Genomic DNA, 19,142 nt, shown 5'->3' on the forward strand with positions numbered 1-19,142 from the left:
TATGAATATCAGGCACTACTTGTCCTGCGCCAGCACAGTGCTGGCCATGGCGGCGGCCACCAGCGTCCACGCCGAAGACAGCTACGACGCCCCGGCTGACTGGCCCTCGCCGATGATGGAACACAACATGGGTATGGCGCTGTTCGATCGGCTGGAATACGCCGTGCCCGACAAAGGCCTAGACGCCGTGGTATGGGATTTTCAGGGCTGGTACGGCGGAGACATCAACCGCATTTACCTTAAATCGGAAGGCGAAAACGTTCAGGGTGACGGCGAAGACGCCGAGCTCGAGTCACTGGAGCTCCTATACAGCCGCCTGGTGGCCGACTTTTGGGAACTACAGGGCGGTATCGGTTACCAAGGCGGTGTATTTTCCAATGACCATGCTGAGCGCACCTATGGTGTCGTTGGCCTGCAGGGCGTAATGCCCTACGGCATCGAAGCTGATGTTGCCTTGCAAGTTAGCGATGAGGGGAATGTAGCGGCAAGCTTCGAAGGAGAGTACGACGTGCGCCTGACCCAGCGACTCTACCTACAGCCACGCACCGAAATTGCCTTGGCCGCCAATGAGGTGGAAGAATTTGGGGTTGGCAAGGGGCTGAACTCCGTTCGCGCTGGCCTGCGGCTGGGTTACGAAGTGACGCGCCGCTTCGCCCCCTACGTTGGTGCCTACTGGGAGAAACAATACGGTGACACCGCAGACCTCTCACGCGCCAGCGGCGACAACACCGAAAATACCGGCGTTGTCGCCGGTGTGAAGCTAATGTTTTAAGCCACAGCAAAGACATTCCATTTAACCAACACCCCAGCGTTGCATTGGCACCGTTGGGGTGTTTTACGTGTTAAGGTTTTGGCGTCTTTGAGGCGGCGTTTCAAACGCTATTAAACAAATCTATTACAGATCACAAGCTATGTGTCGATATTAGATATATTCAACAGCCAAAGGGTCTGCGGTCTATAAATGCTATTCAACATGTTGTCAGACCCTAGCGCCTTAAACGCGGTTCAGGGAGAACATGATACTTTCCTGGTGCTGGTTTCATGGCTGGTCGCCCTTGCAGCTTCTTACGCTGGCCTGGATATCATTAAGCTCGTCAGAAGAGGGGCTAACCCTGCCTGGCGGCTCGGCTGGCTATGCGCTGGGGCCAGCGCCATGGGACTGGGCGTTTGGAGCATGCACTTTATTGGCATGCACGCCTATCAGCTTGATTTTCCAGTAAGCCATTCACCGCTGCTTACTCTGACGTCCATTGTGCCCGCCATTCTGGGTAGCTTTGGTGTCATGGTAACGCTTTCCCGTGAAACACCGCCTAACCGCCCATTGGTGCTGGCAGGACTCGGCCTGGGTGTGGGCATTGGCGCCATGCACTACACCGGCATGGCGGCCATGCGTATGCCCGCCGAGTTACATCACTCCCAGGTCCTATTCCTGTTATCGCTGCTGGTCGCAGTTAGCTTGGGCATAGCATGCGTCTACGCCTACCGTCTTTGCCAGCATGAATGGGGCATAAAACGTGCCAGAACCTGCGCCTTTATCGCGGCGCTGTGTTTCTCCACCGCCGTGTGCGGGATGCATTATGTCGCCATGCACGCGGCCTGGTTTGTACCTACCCCCGATGCCGTATCGCCTTCGGTATCACCCGCTTCCCACTGGATTATTTATCTGATTGGTGGCGTCGCGGTATTAACCGCCTTGCTGACGTTAGTGGCTACCCGGGTACAGCGGCGGCTTCAAGCCAGCGAGCGCCATGAACACATGACACAGACGCGTCTGCTCGAAGTCATTTCAGCACTGCAGGATAGCGTGATACTGCTCGATGAGCAGGCTCGAATTCGCCTGTGCAACGCGGCGTTTGAGCGGCTGGCAGGCCTCAGCAGTCATCAGCTTGAAGGCATGTCGATATCACAACTCGACTATGCCGAAGACAGCCACGCACTCAGCCAACACATACGCCAAGCATTGACAAAAAAGGGGGAATGGGGCGGCATGATCACCGCCCTGGATGCCAACGGTGAAGGCTTTCCCGCCTGGCTGAGCGTTAGCCGCGTCACCTATGCTGACAGTAACGACCGTGACTACGTCGCGCTGCTCAGCGACCGCTCGAAAGAACAGCAGGCCCAGGAGCGTATTCGCCACCTCGCCTATCACGACATACTGACAGAGCTTCCCAACCGTCGGGCGCTGCAGGAGCGCCTCGCCGAGATAGGCACGTCAAGGACGCCTACCCACCCGTACGCTTTTTTGGCGCTGTTTGATATTGACCGCTTCAAGGTACTCAACGACAGCCTGGGGCAAGACATTGGCGATGAGCTGCTACGCCAACTGGGCGAGCGCCTTCAACAATGGGTAGAGGCTGAGTGGCAGGTCGCCAGGCTGGACGGCAACGAGTTTGCCCTGGTGGGAACACTTGCCTGCCGAGAAGCTCCCAACGCCGAGCAGGAAATGATGCGTCTCATTGATGAGATAGTGGCGTCGCTGACCGCTGGCTACCTGCTAAAAGGCCATCCCTATCCGTGCAAGCTTAATGTTGGCGTGCTTATCTTCCAGCCCCTCGACCGGGAACCGACACCGCAGCTGTTCAAACGAGCCGGTCTGGCCCTGCTGGAAGCCAAACGCCAGCGGGATGGGAAACCCAGACTCTTTCAACAAGCACAGGAAGACGAGCTGGAAGAGCGCTTAAGCCTTGAGCGCGAATTGCGACACGCGATTGACCACAATGAGCTATGCCTTTATCTCCAACCTCAGGTCGATGCCGACAGGCAAGTGATTGGCGCTGAAGCCCTGGTTCGCTGGCAGCACCCTGAGCGCGGCATGATTTCACCAGGGCACTTTATCCCCATCGCCGAGGAGACCGGGCTTATTCTGCCATTGGGGCACTGGGTATTGCAGGAAGGCTGTCGATTGCTGGGCGAGTGGCGTCATATCCCCGGGCTTCAAGGGCTTCAGCTATCATTGAATGTCAGCGTGCGTCAGTTCCAGCAGCCTGACTTTGCCGACCAGGTGATGTCGGTCATTCAACAACATGATGTGCCCTCCGAACGATTGACACTGGAGCTTACCGAATCACTGCTATTAAGCGACCCCGAGGGCACCATCAAAAAGATGCAGCAGCTACAACATGAGGGTGTCAGCTTTGCTCTGGATGACTTCGGCACGGGGTATTCATCGCTGGCCTACCTCAAGGTATTGCCCCTCGATACGCTTAAAATCGACATTGCCTTCGTCAGAGATCTGGCCCTGGGGATGCAAGCCACGCCGATTGCCGCGACCATCATCGCCCTTGCACAAAGCCTGGGGCTCAGGGTGGTGGCCGAAGGCGTGGAAACCGATGACCAACGCTTGGTGCTCGCTCAACTGGGCTGCCATATCTATCAGGGCTTTCTGTTTGGACGCCCCTGCACGGCGGCAGCTCTATCAAGCGCCATACTCGAAGACGGTCAGCAGGCCACGCCAACCTTGCTCAATAATTAATCATTGTACTTTTCTCATTGTTGCAAATACAATTTGTACAATTAATGTACAGTAACTGTTTATATTTAGCAGTCACAGGCGCTTCTCATAATAGGCAAGGACACTATAACAATGGCAGATGCATCCCTTTCCAACCATATAGCACGCACCGACAGGCTCATGTGGTTGCCACTAGGCTTTATCGTTTTGTTATGCGTGGTGGTGGGTATTTTCACCCAAACCCTGTTACTTACTTTCATTGCAGGCTTGATTACCCTACCGCTGACGTACATTGTCCAACACCGATGGCACGGTCACCTTCTTAATGGGTTCGTCAAAGCCGCTGTAATGATGACCTGGTCGGCAGTACTGATCGAGCAAAGTGGTGGGTTGATCGAAGCCCACTTCAGTATCTTTATCTTGCTCGCCGTCTTGATTCTTTACAGCGACTGGCGGGTTATTGCCTTTGGTGGACTGGTGATCGCGCTACATCACACCTTGTTTACCTGGCTTCAATACCAGGGGGTGGTTCAGCTGTATACCAGTATGGGCGACATGCAAAGCATGACAGAGGGGAGCAGCAGTCACGGCTTTGCAGATTTACTCTACTGCTTGCTAATGCATGGCGGTGCCGTCGTGGTTCAGGTGGTCATTCTCGGCTACCTGGCCAAGGTGCTGGAAAGCATGGTGAAAGAAGGCCTTTACGTCAGCCGCTTTGCCGTCGCCGCTGGTGCCGGCAATTTGGATATGGCCTTTAGCGACCAACAACAGAAGTTACCCGCAGTTGCCGCCGTCGTTAACATGCGCGACCAGGTTGCTGAGAGTTTGCGCAAAACCCAAGCGACGGCCAGCCACGTCACTGACTACAGTCAGCAGCTTTTTGTTGCCCAAGAACAACTACGCACGCAAACAGCGCGCAACAGCAGTCAAACTGAGCGTATCTCCACCAGTACCGCAGAACTCGCTGCGACGACACGCGAAACCGCCGAAGAATCACAGCAAATTCGCAAACTGGCCACTCATGCTGAAAAGGTCGCGCGACAAAACGGCGAGCAAGTTGAAGAGATGCGCGAAATGATGCGCCTGCTAAAACACCACGCAAGCAACATTCACGAAATGCTGAGCGAAATTGATAACATTACCTTCCAGACCAACCTTCTGGCATTGAATGCCTCCGTGGAAGCTGCTCGAGCGGGTGAGCACGGGCGAGGCTTCGCCGTGGTGGCTAACGAAGTTCGTACGCTGTCGAAGAATACCCAGAACACCGCGTCTCGGATACGCCAGACTATCGCCGACACCACTGATCAGGTCTCACAAGGCGTTGACCAAACATCCACCATCGCCAATACCACCCAGTCACTTATACAAGGCTTCGAGCAAGTAGCAATTCGCTTGACCAATATGGATAACGCCGTCCAGCAGCAGCACCAGGGCGTTGAAGAGTTAGAGCAAAGTGTTAACGAAATTTATAATGCATTGGAGCTTTCCCGCGAAGCAGTGGATAACTCGCATCGCATGGCAGAACAGCTCTCCGATACGGCAGACACCATGATGCAAGCAGTGAGTGGTTTCACACTTCCGTCCCCTTCCTCACTGACCAACAAGCAAATGCTTATCGCGCCTGCCGTGGCCTAACCGCCAATCGTATTTAGCTACTTAGCCTTTCGACGGCCCTTATCGGGCTGTTGAGCGGTCAAGTATGCCTCAAAGGCTTGACCTGAAGGCAACCCCAAGGGCTATGTTTATAAGAGCCAGGGTTTACAAGAGCTATGGTTTTTAGACGCTATGCCTATCGCCCTGTTCAGGCAAAAATAAGGAGGTTGCCATGCCATCATCAACACACCCAATCGCGCGGATTTACCGGATGAAAACCGCCGAGCACATGTGTCCGTTCGGCTTGAAGACGGTTGATTTACTCAAACGCAAAGGCTTTGAGGTTGACGACCATACGCTAACATCCCGCGATGAGATTGACGCCTTTAAAGCCCAGGAGAACGTCGACACTACGCCTCAGGTATACATCGGTGATCAACGTATCGGCGGCTACGAAGAGCTGCGTGAGCATTTGGGGATGAGCGTTCCCAACGCCAAAGGTACGACTTACCGTCCGGTGCTGGCGATTTTCGCCACAGCACTGCTGATTGGCTTGGCTATTAGCTGGGCCGCCCAGGGTTCGTTAATCACGGCGCGCATGCCGGAATACGCAGTTGCCACCGCCATGGTATTGCTGGGTCTGCAAAAGCTTCAGGATGTCGAAAGTTTCAGCAGCATGTTCTTGAATTACGACCTGCTGGCCCAGCGCTATGTCCCCTACAGCTATTTTTACCCCTACGCCGAAACGCTGGCGGGTCTTCTGATGCTGGCGGGCGCACTTATCTGGCTGGCCGCGCCGCTCGCGCTGTTTGTCGGCACCGTCGGGGCAGTATCGGTGTTCAAGGCGGTCTACATCGACAAGCGCGAGCTGAAATGTGCCTGCGTGGGCGGCAACAGTAATGTACCGCTGGGCTTTGTCTCGCTCACCGAAAACCTGGTGATGATCGCCATGGGGCTGTGGATGCCGCTGCGTATGCTAGCGGGGTAGGGTCGGTTTCCAAGCCTAAAATGAGCCACCCCCAAGTGCCTAAAGCCGCGATGAGGGACAAAAATTTACCGTTGGGGTGATTGCCCCACTAATCAAAGTCTATATAGTCTTAGTTACATAAAGAAAAAGACCTATATCGTGAAAATAGGCGAATAATAATTAATAACTTAGGCATTTCACATGGTGGCTCCTACCCTGCACGAAAATCCCTCGGCAAGCGTGATTCGTTCACTGCTTCAGCATGCCCATGAGCTATCTATATATTCCAGTGACATGCCCTATGTCTTGAAGGCAGAGGTTATTGAGTTGAACCTGGGTAATGGGCGCATGGTACTAGAGGTGGAATACGCTGGATCAGATATTGAGCGCTACCTAACCAGCGACAGCCTAAGCTTTGACCTGGAAGCGCTGAAAGGGCCCCATGCCACTGAGCGCGAGACATATAGCCTCAGTAATGTTGCCGTCAAGCTGCTCAAAACAGACAGTACGCTGTATTGCCTGGAGTGCCAGCTGCCGGAAACAGTTTTCGTTAAAGAAAACCGGGGTGCCGTTCGAATCCCCTTTATTCTGGGCATGCAAACCCGTGTTGGCATTGAGGTCTATTCGCATGAACTCAATGTGCCAGGCAGGCTACGTAACCTGTCTATCGGGGGCTGCATGGTCGACATTGATCTGGCAGACAGTATCGCCATGGGCGTTGATCAAGCAATACCCGGGGTAACGCTTTCGTTTCCCAACGGCGATAGCTTTTTTAGCGAAGGCAATATCCGCCATATACGCCCCTTCGGCCACCACGGCTATGCAGTGATCGGTATTCAGTTCACCCATCTATCGACGTCCCAGACGGAATCCCTGTTCCACTACGTGAATGAGTCAGAACGAGAGGTCGCCTACCGTACCGGTACGAACGACAAAATGGTCTATCACTCCCCCTTGTTTATTCCAGGTACGAAGGAGAAGAAGATCCAGCAACGCGAAGCTCAAGAACGGCATAAGCACGCTCACCAGTCGCCCATGGAGCGCGGTGTAATGGACGTCTCTCATCAGCTGCAAGTGGGCCTGATGTACATGAACACCCGCCAGATGTTTCCGGCTGAAATCTTCTACGATTGCGTCGATACCCTGCGTTATCTTGTCGAACAGGATCGCAAGACCTTCCTTTATGCCCTGGCGTTTTTGCGCAATGAGCCAGACTGGGTTAGACACGCCGTGCAGGTGACCGGTCAACTCATCGATATGCTGGTGATTCGCGACCCGCATGCCCCCCAGGTGCGAGGGGCTGCACTGGGTGCTTTGCTGCACACCATGGGCAAGCCACTGCTGATCAGCGAGCAGTTGCCGTCGCTCAAGGTGAACATGACCCCGGCACAGAAGGATATTCTCAGCGGCCATGTCCAGCAGCTACTTGATAAGCTGCATGAGCTGAACTGGACCCCCAGCCCCATCTGCCGCGATGTGATCGAGAATGCCAACGAGCGCCTGGACGGTTCCGGCTACCCGGCGGGCAAGCGAGGTGAACAGCTATCGGAAACGGTTAGGCTCGTATCCGTCATCAAGGCGATTAACAAACTGCTTCATACGCGTAACGGTGTCCCACCACGAGCGCCCATTGATGCCTACCGTAGGATTCATGAAACAGACGCCGCCTACGAAAAAACCGTTCTGGTGGAATATATCCAAACCTATGGCCTATACCCGATTGGTAGCTTGGCCAAGTTCTCGGGTGGCTTCCTTGCCTGGGTCATGGACATCAACGGCAAGGGCATGCCGAGCCAGGTTCACGTGGTCAAGAACCTGCGCTTTCCTGACACCAACATCAGCAGCGTCATCACCCATGGTGACTTATCGCAGATCGGCAAGCTAGAAGGCATCGTCAACCCCCTGGATTATGGGGTGGGCGTGCTGAAAAATCAGCCCCTATAGCCACCCCACCCAGCACCAGCCAGCCTGCCACCAGCAGCAGCCCGCCGATGGGGGTCACAATACCCAGATTAAGCCCCGCCAGTGCCATCAGATAAAGCGAGCCAGAAAAACCCGCAATACCCAGACTCCAAAGCACCAGCACCCAGTGCTGCCCCGCTATTGGGCAGCTGCTGCGCCATACCAGTACTGCCAGCATGGCCAGCGTATGCCAGGCCTGGTAGCGTACCCCGGTCTCCACAGCACTGATAAGTTCGGCGCTGGCACGTGTCTCGAGGCCATGGGCCGCATAGGCCCCCAACAACACCATCAACGCGCCTGAAAACGCTACCCCAAGCCACCACACTTTATCTGTTCGCTGCACCTTGCTCTCCTTATCTACCGATTGATCGGTTTTCATTGTGCAGTTTAACGCTGCCACATACCTTGCGCGGCGCGAAACCGCTACAATGGAGGGTGTCTACACTCACACGTTTTGTTGCACACAATGGGACGCGCCCAGTTTATGTCTACCTCTAATGAGTCGATAAAACTTACCCTCAACGGTGATCCACGCTCCCTCGCCGCGGGTGCGACGGCGGCAGACCTTGTGGAAGAACTAGGGCTCAGTGGCCGCCGTATTGCCGTTGAGATCAACGAAGAAATCGTGCCCAAAAGCCAGCTTGCCGACACCCGCCTGGCCGATGGCGACCATATTGAGGTCGTCCATGCTATTGGCGGCGGCTAAAGGAATCCATGATGACGCCACTCACTGACACACCGTTTACCGTTGCCGGACGCGACTTCAGCTCTCGCCTTTTGGTAGGCACCGGCAAGTACAAAGACGTCGACGAAACCGGCGCGGCGATTGCCCAAAGCGGCGCTGAAATCGTCACCTTTGCGGTGCGCCGCACCAACCTGGGCCAGGATGCCGAGGCCCCCAACCTGCTGGATGTGATTTCACCCAAGCACTACACCCTGCTGCCCAACACCGCAGGCTGCTACACCGCCAAAGACGCTGTGCGCACCTGCCGGCTGGCCCGCGAACTGCTAGATGGCCATAACCTGGTCAAGCTGGAAGTGCTGGGTGACGAGACCACCCTCTACCCGAATGTGGTCGAAACGCTCAAGGCCGCCGAAACGCTGCTCGCCGACGGTTTCGACGTCATGGTCTACACCAGCGACGACCCCATTGTGGCACGCGAGCTGGAAGCCATGGGCTGCTGCGCCATCATGCCGCTGGGCTCGCTGATCGGCTCTGGCCACGGCATTCAAAATCCGCACAATGTGCGCCTGATCATTGAACAAAGCCAAGTGCCGGTGCTGGTGGATGCAGGCATTGGCACTGCTTCCGATGCCGCCATGGCCATGGAGCTGGGCTGCGACGGCGTACTGCTGAACAGCGCGATTGCCCATGCCCGCGACCCGCTGCGCATGGCCAACGCCATGAAGCTTGCCGTGCAGGCAGGCCGAGACGCTTTCTTGTCAGGCCGCATGCCGCGCCGCCAGACCGCCGACCCCTCTTCGCCTTTTGCTGGCCGGATTAACGGCTGATACAGAGACACCATGACCGATACGAAAGACACCGCCCCCGAAAACGCCGACGCCCCACTGCACCGACGGGGCATCAAAAGCTATGTGATTCGTGCCGGGCGTATGACCCCAGCACAAACGCGTGGATTAGAGGACGTTTGGCCACGCCTGGGGCTGACAATCGCCGACGGCCGCCAAGATCTAGATGCCCTGTTTGGCCGCCAGGCGCCTCGCGTCGTCGAGATCGGGTTTGGCATGGGCAACTCATTGATTGAGCAGGCCGAAACCCATCCGGAAACCGATTTTATCGGCATTGAAGTGCACGCCCCCGGCGTGGGCAAACTGCTCGATGAAGCGGATAAACGCGGCCTCACCAACCTGCGCGTTTACCGCGAAGACGCCCTGGCAGTATTGGAACAGTGTCTACCGGAAGGCTCACTGACCACTGTTCAGCTGTTCTTCCCTGACCCTTGGCCAAAAAAGAAGCACCACAAGCGGCGCATTGTTCAGCCTGCGTTTGTTGAGCTGATTCGCACCCGTCTTAAGCCCGGTGGCACCTTTCATCTAGCCACCGACTGGGAAGCCTATGCCGAATGGATGGCAGACGTGATGGAAGACGCGCCCGGCTATGCCAATACGGCTGGCGCTGACACCGCTCCCTACGTGCCCCGCCCCGCCTTCCGCCCACTGACCAAGTTTGAAGCCCGCGGCGAAAAGCTCGGCCATGGGGTGTGGGATTTGATTTACCGTCGGGAAGACTAGGCGCTTGCTGAAAAGCTACTCAAACGCCGTCATCGCAAAGCTTTCACACTCCACCACCTTGGCATGCCAGGCCTGAAGTGTCGGAAAGCGGTTAGGCCAATCAAAGGCCGGTAAGCGAAAGCTGATATAGCAAAGCGCCACAGCAACGGTAATCGCCCCCAGCGTACGCTCCGCATTGCCCGCCAGCACGCTGGGGTGCGCATCAAGCGTTGCCAGCGTGCGCTCGATGGCTTTCAAGCGGCGGCTGCCCAATACCGTTGTATCAACCTCATGGCCATTGTGCTTGCGGCCAATCACCACATTGAACGCCGCGTCAGTCAGGCCATGGCCAAGCCCGGCCAGCGCCAGGGTTTCCGCATATGTCTTGTGTGGCAAAAGCGACTCCCCTTCGCCTTGAGCATCCAAGTAGAGCGCTATCAAAAGCGACTCGGTCAGTACATCACCGTCGTCGGTGACCAGCGTCGGGATGCGACTGAGCGGGGTAATCTGTAAAAGTTCGCTATCCGCCGCCCAGGGGTCACACCAACAAAGCTCAGTGCGCTCGATCAACTGCTTTTCATACAGGCAAACCCGCGCCACGCGGGCATAGGGGGAGGTCGCGTTCAGGTAGAGTTGCATGGGAGTCTCCTTGGATGGGCACGTTTACCGCAGCTTGCGTGGCTAACGCGCGCAACGCAATAGGTCGATAGGTCAAAAAAAAGCGGCCCGTAGGCCGCTTAGTTAAGTACTTATATAACCGTCTGTTTACGGTTGACAACCTTCTGACTCAGGCTTCGCGTTTACCATCCACCAAGCGGCTCACACCCTCTGGATTGGCATCTTGCAGGGCATCCGGAAGCAGCGCTTCCGGCAGTGCCTGGTAGCAAACAGGGCGCAGGAAGCGATGGATCGCCGCGCTGCCCACCGAAGTCGTACGGCTATCCGATGTTGCCGGGTAAGGGCCACCGTGAACCATGGCGTGGCACACCTCGACACCGGTCGGCCAGCCGTTGGCCAGGATACGGCCCGCCTTGCGCTCCAGGGTCGGCAGCAGTGCTTTGGCAGCGTCCACATCGCCATCATCCATTTGCAGGGTGATGGTCAACTGACCCTCAAGTTCGGTAGCCACGCGCATCATTTCAGCCTGATCGGCGCACTCAACAACCAGCGAGCTGGCACCAAATACCTCGGCCTGCAGGGTCTCATCGGTAAGGAAGTCGGCAGCAGAGGCAACGAACAAGCCCGCGCAGCACTGGTTAGCGCCTTCACCAACCTGACCACGCGCCACTTCGCGTACCTTGGCATGCGAGGAGAGGGCGTTAACACCCTGCTCATAGGCCTGATGAATGCCCGGGGAGAGCATGGTCTGGCTGATACTCGCTTTAACGCCGTCGCCGGCGGCGTCGATAAAGGCGTCCAGCGCCTTGCCTTTAACAGCAATCACAAGCCCTGGATTGGTACAGAACTGGCCGGCCCCCATGTTGAGAGACCCGACAAAGCCTTCGGCGATCTTCTCGCCACGCGCTTCTAGGGCCTCCGGCAGCAGGAACACGGGGTTGATGCTGCTCATCTCGGCGTAGACCGGGATCGGCTGCGGGCGCGCCTGGGCCGTTGCCATCAGCGCCGTGCCGCCACTGCGCGAGCCGGTGAAGCCAACGGCCTGGATGCGCGGGTCATTGACCAGTGCCTGGCCGATCTCTTTACCCGAGCCGAACAGCAGCGAGAAGACACCATCAGGCAGGTTGCACTTGGCTACGGCGCGCTGAACGGCGCGGCCCACCAGTTCGGACGTACCAGGGTGGGCGGAGTGGCCCTTGACCACGACCGGGCAGCCAGCGGCAAGCGCTGAAGCGGTATCACCACCGGCCACAGAGAACGCCAGCGGAAAGTTTGAGGCGCCGAAAACGGCGACCGGGCCAAGACCGATATGGCGCTGGCGAAGGTCAGTCCGCGGCATGGGCGAACGGTCTGGCAGTGCCGGGTCAATGCGTACGTCGAGCCACTCACCGGCACGTACGACGGAAGCGAACAAACGCAGCTGACCGCAGGTACGGCCACGCTCGCCTTCCAGGCGTGGGCGAGGCAGGCCGGTCTCGGCCATGGCACGCTCGATGAGCTCATCGCCAATGCCCTCAATTTCTGAGGCAATGGTTTCGAGGAAGGTGGCGCGTGCTTCAAGGCCGGTCTCGCGGTAGCTGGCGAAGGCGGTTTCGGCTAGTTCGCAGGCACTTTCAACTTCTGCCTTGCTACCTCCCACGTAGGTCGGCTCCATCGTCTCGCCGGTAGCGGGGTTAACCGCATGAATGTCGGCTTGATTGCCACTAACGGCTTGCTGACCGATCAGCATTTCACCACGGATCGTCATAGATTCCTCCTTAGCTTAGTTTATCGGGCGCTTTGGATGCCCGATGGTGCTACGTTTGGTCCCGATACTGGGCATACATGTTCTTGGCTCGATCAAGATGCTTGAACATCATGTCGCGGGCTTTTTGTGCGTCACGCGACAAAATCGCTTCGATGATCTCGTCATGCTCGGCCTGAACACGCTCCAGGTAACGGTCGGATGATTTAGGGTCGATTTCGATACTGAGCAGCTTGGCCCTGGGAATGACACTCTTGCTCCACTGCTCGTAGAAAGATGCAAAGAAGGGGTTTTTGGTCGCCTTTGCAATCGCAAAGTGAAAAAGGTAATCCTCTTGCCGCGCCAGCCGTTTCTCGGCATGAGCCTTGATGAAGGCGTTATGCTGGGCCCTCAGAAGCTCTCGGTCGGCGTCGTCATGGCGCAGCGCCGCCAGCTCCGCCGCGGCAGGCTCCAGGGTTAACCTCAGTTCGAGCAAGTGCAGAATATCGGCAACGGTCGTGGGGTTGATATGCTGCGCGGGTCTCGGCTCCTCTGCCTTGGCTCGCAGCACTGTGGTGCCCACTCCCCTGCGCGTCTCTACCAGCCCCAGGGACTTCAGGTGGGTAATGGCCTCTCGCACCACAGTGCGGCTGACGCCGAACGAGTCGCACAAGCTGTTTTCGGTGGGCAACTTATTGCCCACCGCCACTGTGCCCTGCACGATCAAGGCCTCCAACTGCGTAGCAACATGCTTGGAGAGACTGCCCTGCTTCGCGACTTTGCTTACGTTGAGGGGAGCTTGAACCGATGTCATTTCGCTTTCCTTGACCATAAACGTCTTCGCCCAAAGTATGATGATATACATCATATCAGAGAGGTAAGGTTCTTACCTCACCAAGGCAGGATTACACAGGACTTAGCCGTTTAATCCTAACCATTCATTAGCTCTGCCAGCTCTTGATAGAGTTCAGCTGGAATTTCGACGCCTTCAAGCTGACTGCGGCGTCTTGCTTCGTGACGACGCTGTGACGGGAGGCGAGCTCCCTGATCGATAATCCCTTCGAACAGTACCTCGGCCTGGGCCAGGCGCGCCTCTGCCTCAGGGCCAAGTAGACGAGCAGGATCTATCGCCAATAAAAACTCACCGTGTTGCGGCCCCCCTTCTCGGCTGCCATCCGCTGGGCGTGTTTGGTGCCCTAACTGATCGCCAATCAACGGCCCGGCAAGTAACTCGATCATGATCGATAACGCAGAGCCTTTATGGCCGCCAAACGGCAGCAATGCCCCGGCGAGCGCGTCCGTTGGGTCGGTGGTTGGCTGTCCGTTATTATCCAGCGCCCAACCCGCAGGAAGTGATTTTCCAGCGCGGCGATGAAGCTCGACTTCCCCCCTTGCAACCACGCTGGTAGCAAAATCGAACGTAAAGGGCGGACCCTCGGGCCGAGGCCATGAGAAGGCAATCGGGTTCGTCCCCAACAGAGGTGAATCCCCACCGGCAGGGGCAACGTAGGCGTGGCTCGGTGTCATCGCCAAGCTCACCAAACCTTGCTCAGCCAATGCTTCCACCTCTGGCCACAGCGCCGAAAAATGGAACGCATTGTTGACAGCCAGTATCGCCACACCGCTAGCACGCGTTTTTTCTACCAAGTGGTGACGCCCGTATTCGAACGCGAGTAGGGAAGACCCTCTTTTAGCATCAACCCGGACCACGCTAGGTGCCTGATCAATGATTTCGGGAACAGCGTTTGGCTCAACACCTCCCTGTTTTAGGGTGCGCACGCAATCGATAAGCCGATATAAGCCATGTGAGTGGCACTCGTCGCGTTGGGCAGCCACCACGCTGCGAGCAATCGCCTCAGCGTGAGCAGCCGCAAACCCATTACCCTCGAGAAGGTTGACGCTCAAGGTCCAGGCCTCATCAAGCGAGAGTTTTGCCATTTTTTGCATATCCATTCCTAGCCTAGTTGCCCGTCATTCTTAGGCATCATCAGGGTGACCAGCGGCGACGAACTTGCCACCCTGATACACAACCGCCGGATCATCCGGATCCTGAGCAGGCTGTTGGTTGATTTTACCGCGCCATGGTTCGGAACTGTCCTTCGGTACCCAACCCAGAAACGCCACCTTGCTGTTATCCCACCATGATTCATGGTTGGCGGATGCACCATAGATGATGGTGTTACCTAGCTTGGGCGCGACAAAGGCGCGTTCAAGTAGGCTCATAAAGTCCTCGACACTCATCCAGGTAGTCATCATTCGCGCGTCGACAGGCTCAGGGAAACATGAACCAATGCGCACACTCAGGGTTTCAATATTGAACTTGTGGAAATATAGGCTGGCCAGGTCTTCGCCAAAGCACTTAGAGACGCCATATAGAGAATCGGGGCGGTGCGCAGCGTCGGTATCAATTCGTGTGGTGCGTGGATAAAAGCCGATGGCATGGTTAGAGCTGGCAAATACAATGCGTGGCTTTCCCTGCTTTCTTGCCGCCTCATAAAGATGGTAGGTGCCCATAATATTGGCGTTGAGAATGGCCTCCCAAGGACTCTCTACCGACATGCCGCCTAAGTGAATAATGCCATCGCAGCCGTCTACCAATGCGTTAACTGCCTGGGGGTCAGATAAATCGGCCTGCACGACTTCTTCGTGCGCATCAGCGGTACCCAAATCTGCAATATCTGAAAGCCTTACCCGCTTGGCTAGTGTTGCCAGATAGGGACGCGAGCTGCTGCCTAACCCCCCCGCTGCACCGGTCACTAAAAGACGTTCAAGCATGTTGTTCTCCTTGAATAAAATAATAAATCACACTATAAAAATGCGATAAATCCTCTAGAATCCATAAAGTCGGGCCGGATTTTCGGCCAATATCTTTTGCCGGACAGGCTCGCTTGCCCAGGGTAAAAGAACATCGAGCTGCTCGGCATCGTCGGGATACTGCTCTCGGGGTACCCCTACATGCGGCCAGTTGCTACCCCAGATGATGCGCTCGGGCGCGTGGGCTATAACACGCTTGGCAATCGCCCCGATATCCTCATAATGAGGGCCTCCGGTGACACTCGCCTCATAGCCTGCACAAATCTTGAACCACGCATTGCCACGGTCCAGAAGGCGCAGGATCTCATCGACACGGCGGTCGTCAGCGGGCACCGGTGGCATAAACTTGCCAATATGATCGATGATGTAATCGCTTTCGATCTGATGGAGGCCATCCAGGTAATCGTCAAGTTGAACGCCATTGAATTGCACCATTAAGTGCCACCCGAACGGGCGAATAAGCCGCTCTACCGTGTGCATCTGTTCGGTTGTCACCGCCCCACCGGGCAAGTTCATAATGCGCGCACCGCGAACCCCCGCCGCATGCCACTCCTCAAGCTTCTTTACGGGTGTATCGGGGCTTACCACGGCAACGCCTCGCGCCACACTTGAGCCAAGTATTTTCAGGCTCTCAAGCAGTGCACTATTATCAAATTGATAAGCATTCGGCTGGGTCACAACAACGCGCTCAAGGCCCAAACGCTCTTGCACGCGCCGGTAGTGCTCAACGGTGGCAAGCTCTGGTATTTGAGGACCGCCGGGCTGTGCCTCATAGCCCGGGAGATAAAGATGGATATGGCAGTCGGTTGCCCCCGGCGGCGTCGCTAACGCTGGCTTAGGGCCGTCGAGCGGGCGTGTATTATCTGGAATGAGGGCCAATTTACATCTCCTTCATGGCATAGGTTTCAAGTGCCTGGCGATCAATCTCGATGCCCAACCCTGGGCCGTCGGGTATTTGCACAATACCTTGGTGGTGTTCGATCGGGGTCTTCACCACGGCTTGCCGGAAAGGATTTTCCGTACGGTCAAATTCGAGGATGGGTGGGCGTGGCTCACGCCGCGGCGGGTTAGGTAATAATGCCGCCATAAATTGCAGGCTGGCGGCAATACAGACCGCCGTACCCCACACGTGCGGGATAAGACGCACGCCGTGCAAATCCGCCATATCAGCCACGCGACGTATCTCGGTAAAACCGCCAACACCACAGATATCTGGCTGAACGATGTCCACCGCCCGCGTTTCTAGCGGTGCTTGCATAGCGTAGCGACCATGCCAGGTTTCGCCGCCAGCCACCGGGATAGGCTGACCTGATTTCACGGCGCGGTACGCTGACAGCTGCTCGGGGAGCACCGGCTCTTCAAACCAATCGACGCCCCATTGAGCCGCGCGTTTACCCACCTCCACAGCCTCCAAGACGTCGTAACCATGGTTGGCATCGATCATCAAACGCATATCAGGGCCGATGGCTTCACGCACGGCGGCAATCACTGCAAGGTCTTCCTCAACGTCAAAGCCAATTTTCACCTTCACCGCATGAAAACCCTCGTGACGATAACCAGCTACCTCTTCAGCCACGTCCGATACGCGATCAACCCCGTCACGCCGGAATGAGCCGGTCGCGTAAGCGCTTACACTCTCCCGAACTCTGCCGCCCAGCAGGGTGGAAATAGGCACACCAAAATGTTTGCCTTTAATATCCCAAAGTGCAATGTCAATACCGCTAAGCGCTGTCACGGTGAGTCCTCGTTGTCCCTGGTCACGCAGTTGGTTATAAAGCGTTAACCAGAGTCGCTCTGTTTGTAACGGGTCCTGCCCTACCAAGCTTTGCGCATAAGCAGCCACGACAGCCGCGTTGAGTTTGGCCGGGCCCAGGCACTCCCCCCACCCAACAGTGCCATCGTCACAGATAACCTCGACCAAACAGTGCTGACGCCTGGAAAATTGCATCGAAGCACTTTCAAACGGGGTATCTAACGCATAATCCAGCAAATGTGTGCGAACAGATTGCACCTTCATAGCGCAGACTCCTTATTAAAAGCGGTGATAAAAGGCACAACTACTCAAAAAAGCCGGGCAACGTCAGCGAGACAGCGGGGACATAAGTCACCAGCATCAACGCCACAAACAGGGCTAAATAGAAGGGCCAGATCGTGCGCACCGCTTTTTCAATACGGATTTTGCCGACCACACACCCAACATATAGGCAGGTGCCTACCGGCGGCGTACATAGCCCCAGCCCCAAGTTCATCATCAGCATCACGCCAAACTGGATAGGATCCATACCTGACTGCGTTGCCACCGGCAGGAAAATTGGCGTACAGATCAAAATCAGCGCTGCCATATCCATGATCATGCCTAGCCCGAGCAAAATCAGGTTGAGCATCAACAGAATGACGATGGGGTTATCGGAAATGGTCGTTAACGCCCCCATCAGGAGTTCCGGAACGTTATAAAGCGCCAGCAAGTAGGAGAATGCCGATGCGCAACCGACCAATATCATCACCAATGCCGTGGTTTTAACCGCTTGATACACCGCCGCTTTAAACGATTCCCAGCGCAGCTCACGATATACAAATGCCGTCACCAAAATAGCGTAGATAGCACCAAAAGCACCCGATTCGGTCACTGTCAGCACGCCTGAGAGTACGCCTCCCACAATGATGACGGCCGTCAATAAGCCAGGCACAGCAGCGACAAGGCTAAACAACAGCGCCTGCCACCCGGGAAATTCTTCCCCTTTATAGCCACGCTTCACCGCCACGATGTAGGCGGCTACCGCCAGTGAAAGGCACATCAATATCCCCGGCACAATACCGGCAATGAATAGCTGAGTGACCGAGATGCCACCACCCGCCGCCACGGCGTATAAAATCATATTGTGGCTTGGCGGAATCACCACACCGGCGACAGAAGAGGTCACCGTGACATTGACTGCGTAGTCAGCGTCGTAGCCTTTCTCTTTCATTACCGGGATCAGCAATGAACCCAGCGCGGACGTATCCGCCACCGCCGAGCCGGAAATCCCCCCAAACAGCATTGACGAACTTACGTTCACCAGCCCTAAGCCACCTCTGACTTTACCCACCATGGCGGATGCTAGACGAACAAGGCGCGCTGAAATGCCGCCTTGGAGCATCAGCTCGCCCGCGAAGATAAAGAACGGTATCGCCAGCAGTGAAAATACCGAGATGCCTGATAAAATGCGCTGGAAGGCCACAAATAGAGGCAGGCCCTCATAAATAAAGGTAACTACCGCTGCCAGACCCACCGCAAATGCCACGGGGGCACCGACAATAAGGCCCAGAAAAAACAGCCCGAAGAGAATAGCGAGACCCATGATAATTCCTTATTTAAGACGGCTATTAGTGACTCTTCCCAACATGTCGGCAACAGAAAACAAGACTATGAGCACACCACAAATCACTAAAGGCGCAGCTCTCCAGCTTTCTGATAAACCAATCATTGGGATGGCCCGCTCCAGGTTGTTAAGCACCAATAGCGATCCCTGATAAGTCATAAAAATGCCAAACCCAATAACAAAAAAATCAGCAATGGCATGGAAAAGCTTGTTCCAAAAAGAGGGCAGCCCCTCACGAATAAAATCGATACTTAAGTGGCTACGATTCCTTACACCTGCCGCTGCCCCTAGCCCGGATTTCTCATAGTACCTCAGCCAGTACCGCACTCAGGCTGTAACATCACTAAACACCTACTGGCTCGACTTACATCGGCTACTTTTTAACCACTTTCCGTCGTTCAGACACACTTCCCCCTTCCCCCC

At 56.0% G+C, this 19,142-nt stretch carries 18 protein-coding genes; 8 read left to right on the forward strand and 10 right to left on the reverse strand.

What is annotated here, in order from left to right; all coding sequences use genetic code 11:
* The first annotated feature begins 1 nt into the window (after position 1).
* From B7L15_RS13565 to B7L15_RS13585, 5 genes are all read left to right on the forward strand, one after another.
* On the forward strand, positions 2 to 772 hold the full coding sequence (locus tag B7L15_RS13565) for a copper resistance protein B (protein WP_254902945.1): 771 nt from the start codon (positions 2 to 4) through the stop codon (positions 770 to 772).
* A 201-nt stretch (positions 773 to 973) separates the two neighbouring features.
* Positions 974 to 3,472 (forward strand): bifunctional diguanylate cyclase/phosphodiesterase, encoded by a 2,499-nt coding sequence (locus B7L15_RS13570; RefSeq protein ID WP_254902946.1) that lies wholly within the window; start codon positions 974 to 976, stop codon positions 3,470 to 3,472.
* 111 nt (positions 3,473 to 3,583) lie between these two features.
* Positions 3,584 to 5,086: a methyl-accepting chemotaxis protein gene (locus B7L15_RS13575; protein WP_085919486.1), complete on the forward strand. Its 1,503-nt coding sequence runs from the start codon at positions 3,584 to 3,586 to the stop codon at positions 5,084 to 5,086.
* Positions 5,087 to 5,276: 190 nt separating this feature from the next.
* Entirely contained in the window at positions 5,277 to 6,032 is a 756-nt protein-coding gene (locus B7L15_RS13580) for a glutaredoxin (RefSeq protein ID WP_085919487.1), read from the forward strand.
* A 180-nt stretch (positions 6,033 to 6,212) separates the two neighbouring features.
* Entirely contained in the window at positions 6,213 to 7,955 is a 1,743-nt protein-coding gene (locus tag B7L15_RS13585) for an HD domain-containing phosphohydrolase (RefSeq protein WP_085919488.1), read from the forward strand.
* Here B7L15_RS13585 and B7L15_RS13590 read toward each other — a convergent pair.
* A complete protein-coding gene (locus tag B7L15_RS13590; RefSeq protein ID WP_085919489.1) occupies positions 7,906 to 8,316 on the reverse strand; it encodes a DUF423 domain-containing protein in 411 nt (136 codons plus the stop codon). The genes B7L15_RS13585 and B7L15_RS13590 overlap by 50 nt on opposite strands.
* A gap of 141 nt (positions 8,317 to 8,457) precedes the next feature.
* Here B7L15_RS13590 and thiS point away from each other — a divergent pair, with 141 nt between their 5' ends.
* Genes thiS through trmB form a run of 3 tightly spaced genes read left to right on the forward strand, consistent with a single transcriptional unit; the run spans position 8,458 to position 10,226 of the window.
* Positions 8,458 to 8,679, forward strand: coding sequence for a sulfur carrier protein ThiS (thiS, locus tag B7L15_RS13595; RefSeq protein WP_085919509.1), 222 nt, complete (start codon positions 8,458 to 8,460; stop codon positions 8,677 to 8,679).
* An 11-nt stretch (positions 8,680 to 8,690) separates the two neighbouring features.
* Positions 8,691 to 9,485, forward strand: a complete 795-nt coding sequence (locus tag B7L15_RS13600; protein WP_085919490.1) for a thiazole synthase — start codon at positions 8,691 to 8,693, stop codon at positions 9,483 to 9,485.
* 12 nt (positions 9,486 to 9,497) lie between these two features.
* Positions 9,498 to 10,226 (forward strand): tRNA (guanosine(46)-N7)-methyltransferase TrmB, encoded by a 729-nt coding sequence (gene trmB / locus B7L15_RS13605; RefSeq protein WP_085919491.1) that lies wholly within the window; start codon positions 9,498 to 9,500, stop codon positions 10,224 to 10,226.
* A gap of 15 nt (positions 10,227 to 10,241) precedes the next feature.
* Here the strand turns inward: trmB and B7L15_RS13610 are convergent, their stop codons facing one another.
* The 9 genes from B7L15_RS13610 to B7L15_RS13650 form a co-directional block, all read right to left on the reverse strand.
* Positions 10,242 to 10,844 (reverse strand): glutathione S-transferase family protein, encoded by a 603-nt coding sequence (locus tag B7L15_RS13610; RefSeq protein ID WP_085919492.1) that lies wholly within the window; start codon positions 10,842 to 10,844, stop codon positions 10,242 to 10,244.
* A 148-nt stretch (positions 10,845 to 10,992) separates the two neighbouring features.
* Entirely contained in the window at positions 10,993 to 12,570 is a 1,578-nt protein-coding gene (locus B7L15_RS13615; protein WP_085919493.1) for an aldehyde dehydrogenase (NADP(+)), read from the reverse strand.
* A gap of 49 nt (positions 12,571 to 12,619) precedes the next feature.
* Positions 12,620 to 13,360 (reverse strand): FadR/GntR family transcriptional regulator, encoded by a 741-nt coding sequence (locus B7L15_RS13620; RefSeq protein WP_233337301.1) that lies wholly within the window; start codon positions 13,358 to 13,360, stop codon positions 12,620 to 12,622.
* Positions 13,361 to 13,476: 116 nt separating this feature from the next.
* Entirely contained in the window at positions 13,477 to 14,493 is a 1,017-nt protein-coding gene (locus tag B7L15_RS13625; protein ID WP_085919494.1) for an Ldh family oxidoreductase, read from the reverse strand.
* Between the two features lie 30 nt (positions 14,494 to 14,523).
* The gene (locus B7L15_RS13630) at positions 14,524 to 15,321 is read right to left on the reverse strand and encodes an NAD-dependent epimerase/dehydratase family protein (protein ID WP_085919495.1); all 798 of its coding nucleotides are present in this window, start codon (positions 15,319 to 15,321) and stop codon (positions 14,524 to 14,526) included.
* Positions 15,322 to 15,375: 54 nt separating this feature from the next.
* Positions 15,376 to 16,239, reverse strand: coding sequence for an amidohydrolase family protein (locus B7L15_RS13635; protein ID WP_085919496.1), 864 nt, complete (start codon positions 16,237 to 16,239; stop codon positions 15,376 to 15,378).
* Position 16,240: 1 nt separating this feature from the next.
* On the reverse strand, positions 16,241 to 17,377 hold the full coding sequence (locus B7L15_RS13640) for a mandelate racemase/muconate lactonizing enzyme family protein (RefSeq protein WP_085919497.1): 1,137 nt from the start codon (positions 17,375 to 17,377) through the stop codon (positions 16,241 to 16,243).
* Positions 17,378 to 17,417: 40 nt separating this feature from the next.
* Positions 17,418 to 18,698, reverse strand: coding sequence for a TRAP transporter large permease (locus tag B7L15_RS13645; RefSeq protein WP_066316311.1), 1,281 nt, complete (start codon positions 18,696 to 18,698; stop codon positions 17,418 to 17,420).
* Positions 18,699 to 18,707: 9 nt separating this feature from the next.
* Entirely contained in the window at positions 18,708 to 19,046 is a 339-nt protein-coding gene (locus B7L15_RS13650) for a TRAP transporter small permease (protein WP_085919498.1), read from the reverse strand.
* Between the last annotated feature and the right edge of the window lie 96 nt (positions 19,047 to 19,142).

Origin of the sequence: Halomonas sp. CSM-2 (assembly GCF_002119345.1) — a bacterium.
Classification (GTDB): Bacteria; Pseudomonadota; Gammaproteobacteria; order Pseudomonadales; family Halomonadaceae; genus Vreelandella; species Vreelandella janggokensis.

Excerpts from the sequence above, each read along its gene's own strand:
- B7L15_RS13565 (WP_254902945.1), top strand. The coding sequence starts at position 2 with ATGAATATCAGGCACTACTTGTCCTGCGCCAGCACAGTGCTGGCCATG.
- B7L15_RS13570 (WP_254902946.1), top strand. The coding sequence starts at position 974 with ATGTTGTCAGACCCTAGCGCCTTAAACGCGGTTCAGGGAGAACATGAT.
- B7L15_RS13575 (WP_085919486.1), top strand. The coding sequence starts at position 3,584 with ATGGCAGATGCATCCCTTTCCAACCATATAGCACGCACCGACAGGCTC.
- B7L15_RS13580 (WP_085919487.1), top strand. The coding sequence starts at position 5,277 with ATGCCATCATCAACACACCCAATCGCGCGGATTTACCGGATGAAAACC.
- B7L15_RS13585 (WP_085919488.1), top strand. The coding sequence starts at position 6,213 with ATGGTGGCTCCTACCCTGCACGAAAATCCCTCGGCAAGCGTGATTCGT.
- thiS (WP_085919509.1), top strand. The coding sequence starts at position 8,458 with ATGTCTACCTCTAATGAGTCGATAAAACTTACCCTCAACGGTGATCCA.
- B7L15_RS13600 (WP_085919490.1), top strand. The coding sequence starts at position 8,691 with ATGACGCCACTCACTGACACACCGTTTACCGTTGCCGGACGCGACTTC.
- trmB (WP_085919491.1), top strand. The coding sequence starts at position 9,498 with ATGACCGATACGAAAGACACCGCCCCCGAAAACGCCGACGCCCCACTG.
- B7L15_RS13610 (WP_085919492.1), bottom strand. The coding sequence starts at position 10,844 with ATGCAACTCTACCTGAACGCGACCTCCCCCTATGCCCGCGTGGCGCGG.
- B7L15_RS13615 (WP_085919493.1), bottom strand. The coding sequence starts at position 12,570 with ATGACGATCCGTGGTGAAATGCTGATCGGTCAGCAAGCCGTTAGTGGC.
- B7L15_RS13620 (WP_233337301.1), bottom strand. The coding sequence starts at position 13,360 with ATGACATCGGTTCAAGCTCCCCTCAACGTAAGCAAAGTCGCGAAGCAG.
- B7L15_RS13625 (WP_085919494.1), bottom strand. The coding sequence starts at position 14,493 with ATGCAAAAAATGGCAAAACTCTCGCTTGATGAGGCCTGGACCTTGAGC.
- B7L15_RS13630 (WP_085919495.1), bottom strand. The coding sequence starts at position 15,321 with ATGCTTGAACGTCTTTTAGTGACCGGTGCAGCGGGGGGGTTAGGCAGC.
- B7L15_RS13640 (WP_085919497.1), bottom strand. The coding sequence starts at position 17,377 with ATGAAGGTGCAATCTGTTCGCACACATTTGCTGGATTATGCGTTAGAT.
- B7L15_RS13645 (WP_066316311.1), bottom strand. The coding sequence starts at position 18,698 with ATGGGTCTCGCTATTCTCTTCGGGCTGTTTTTTCTGGGCCTTATTGTC.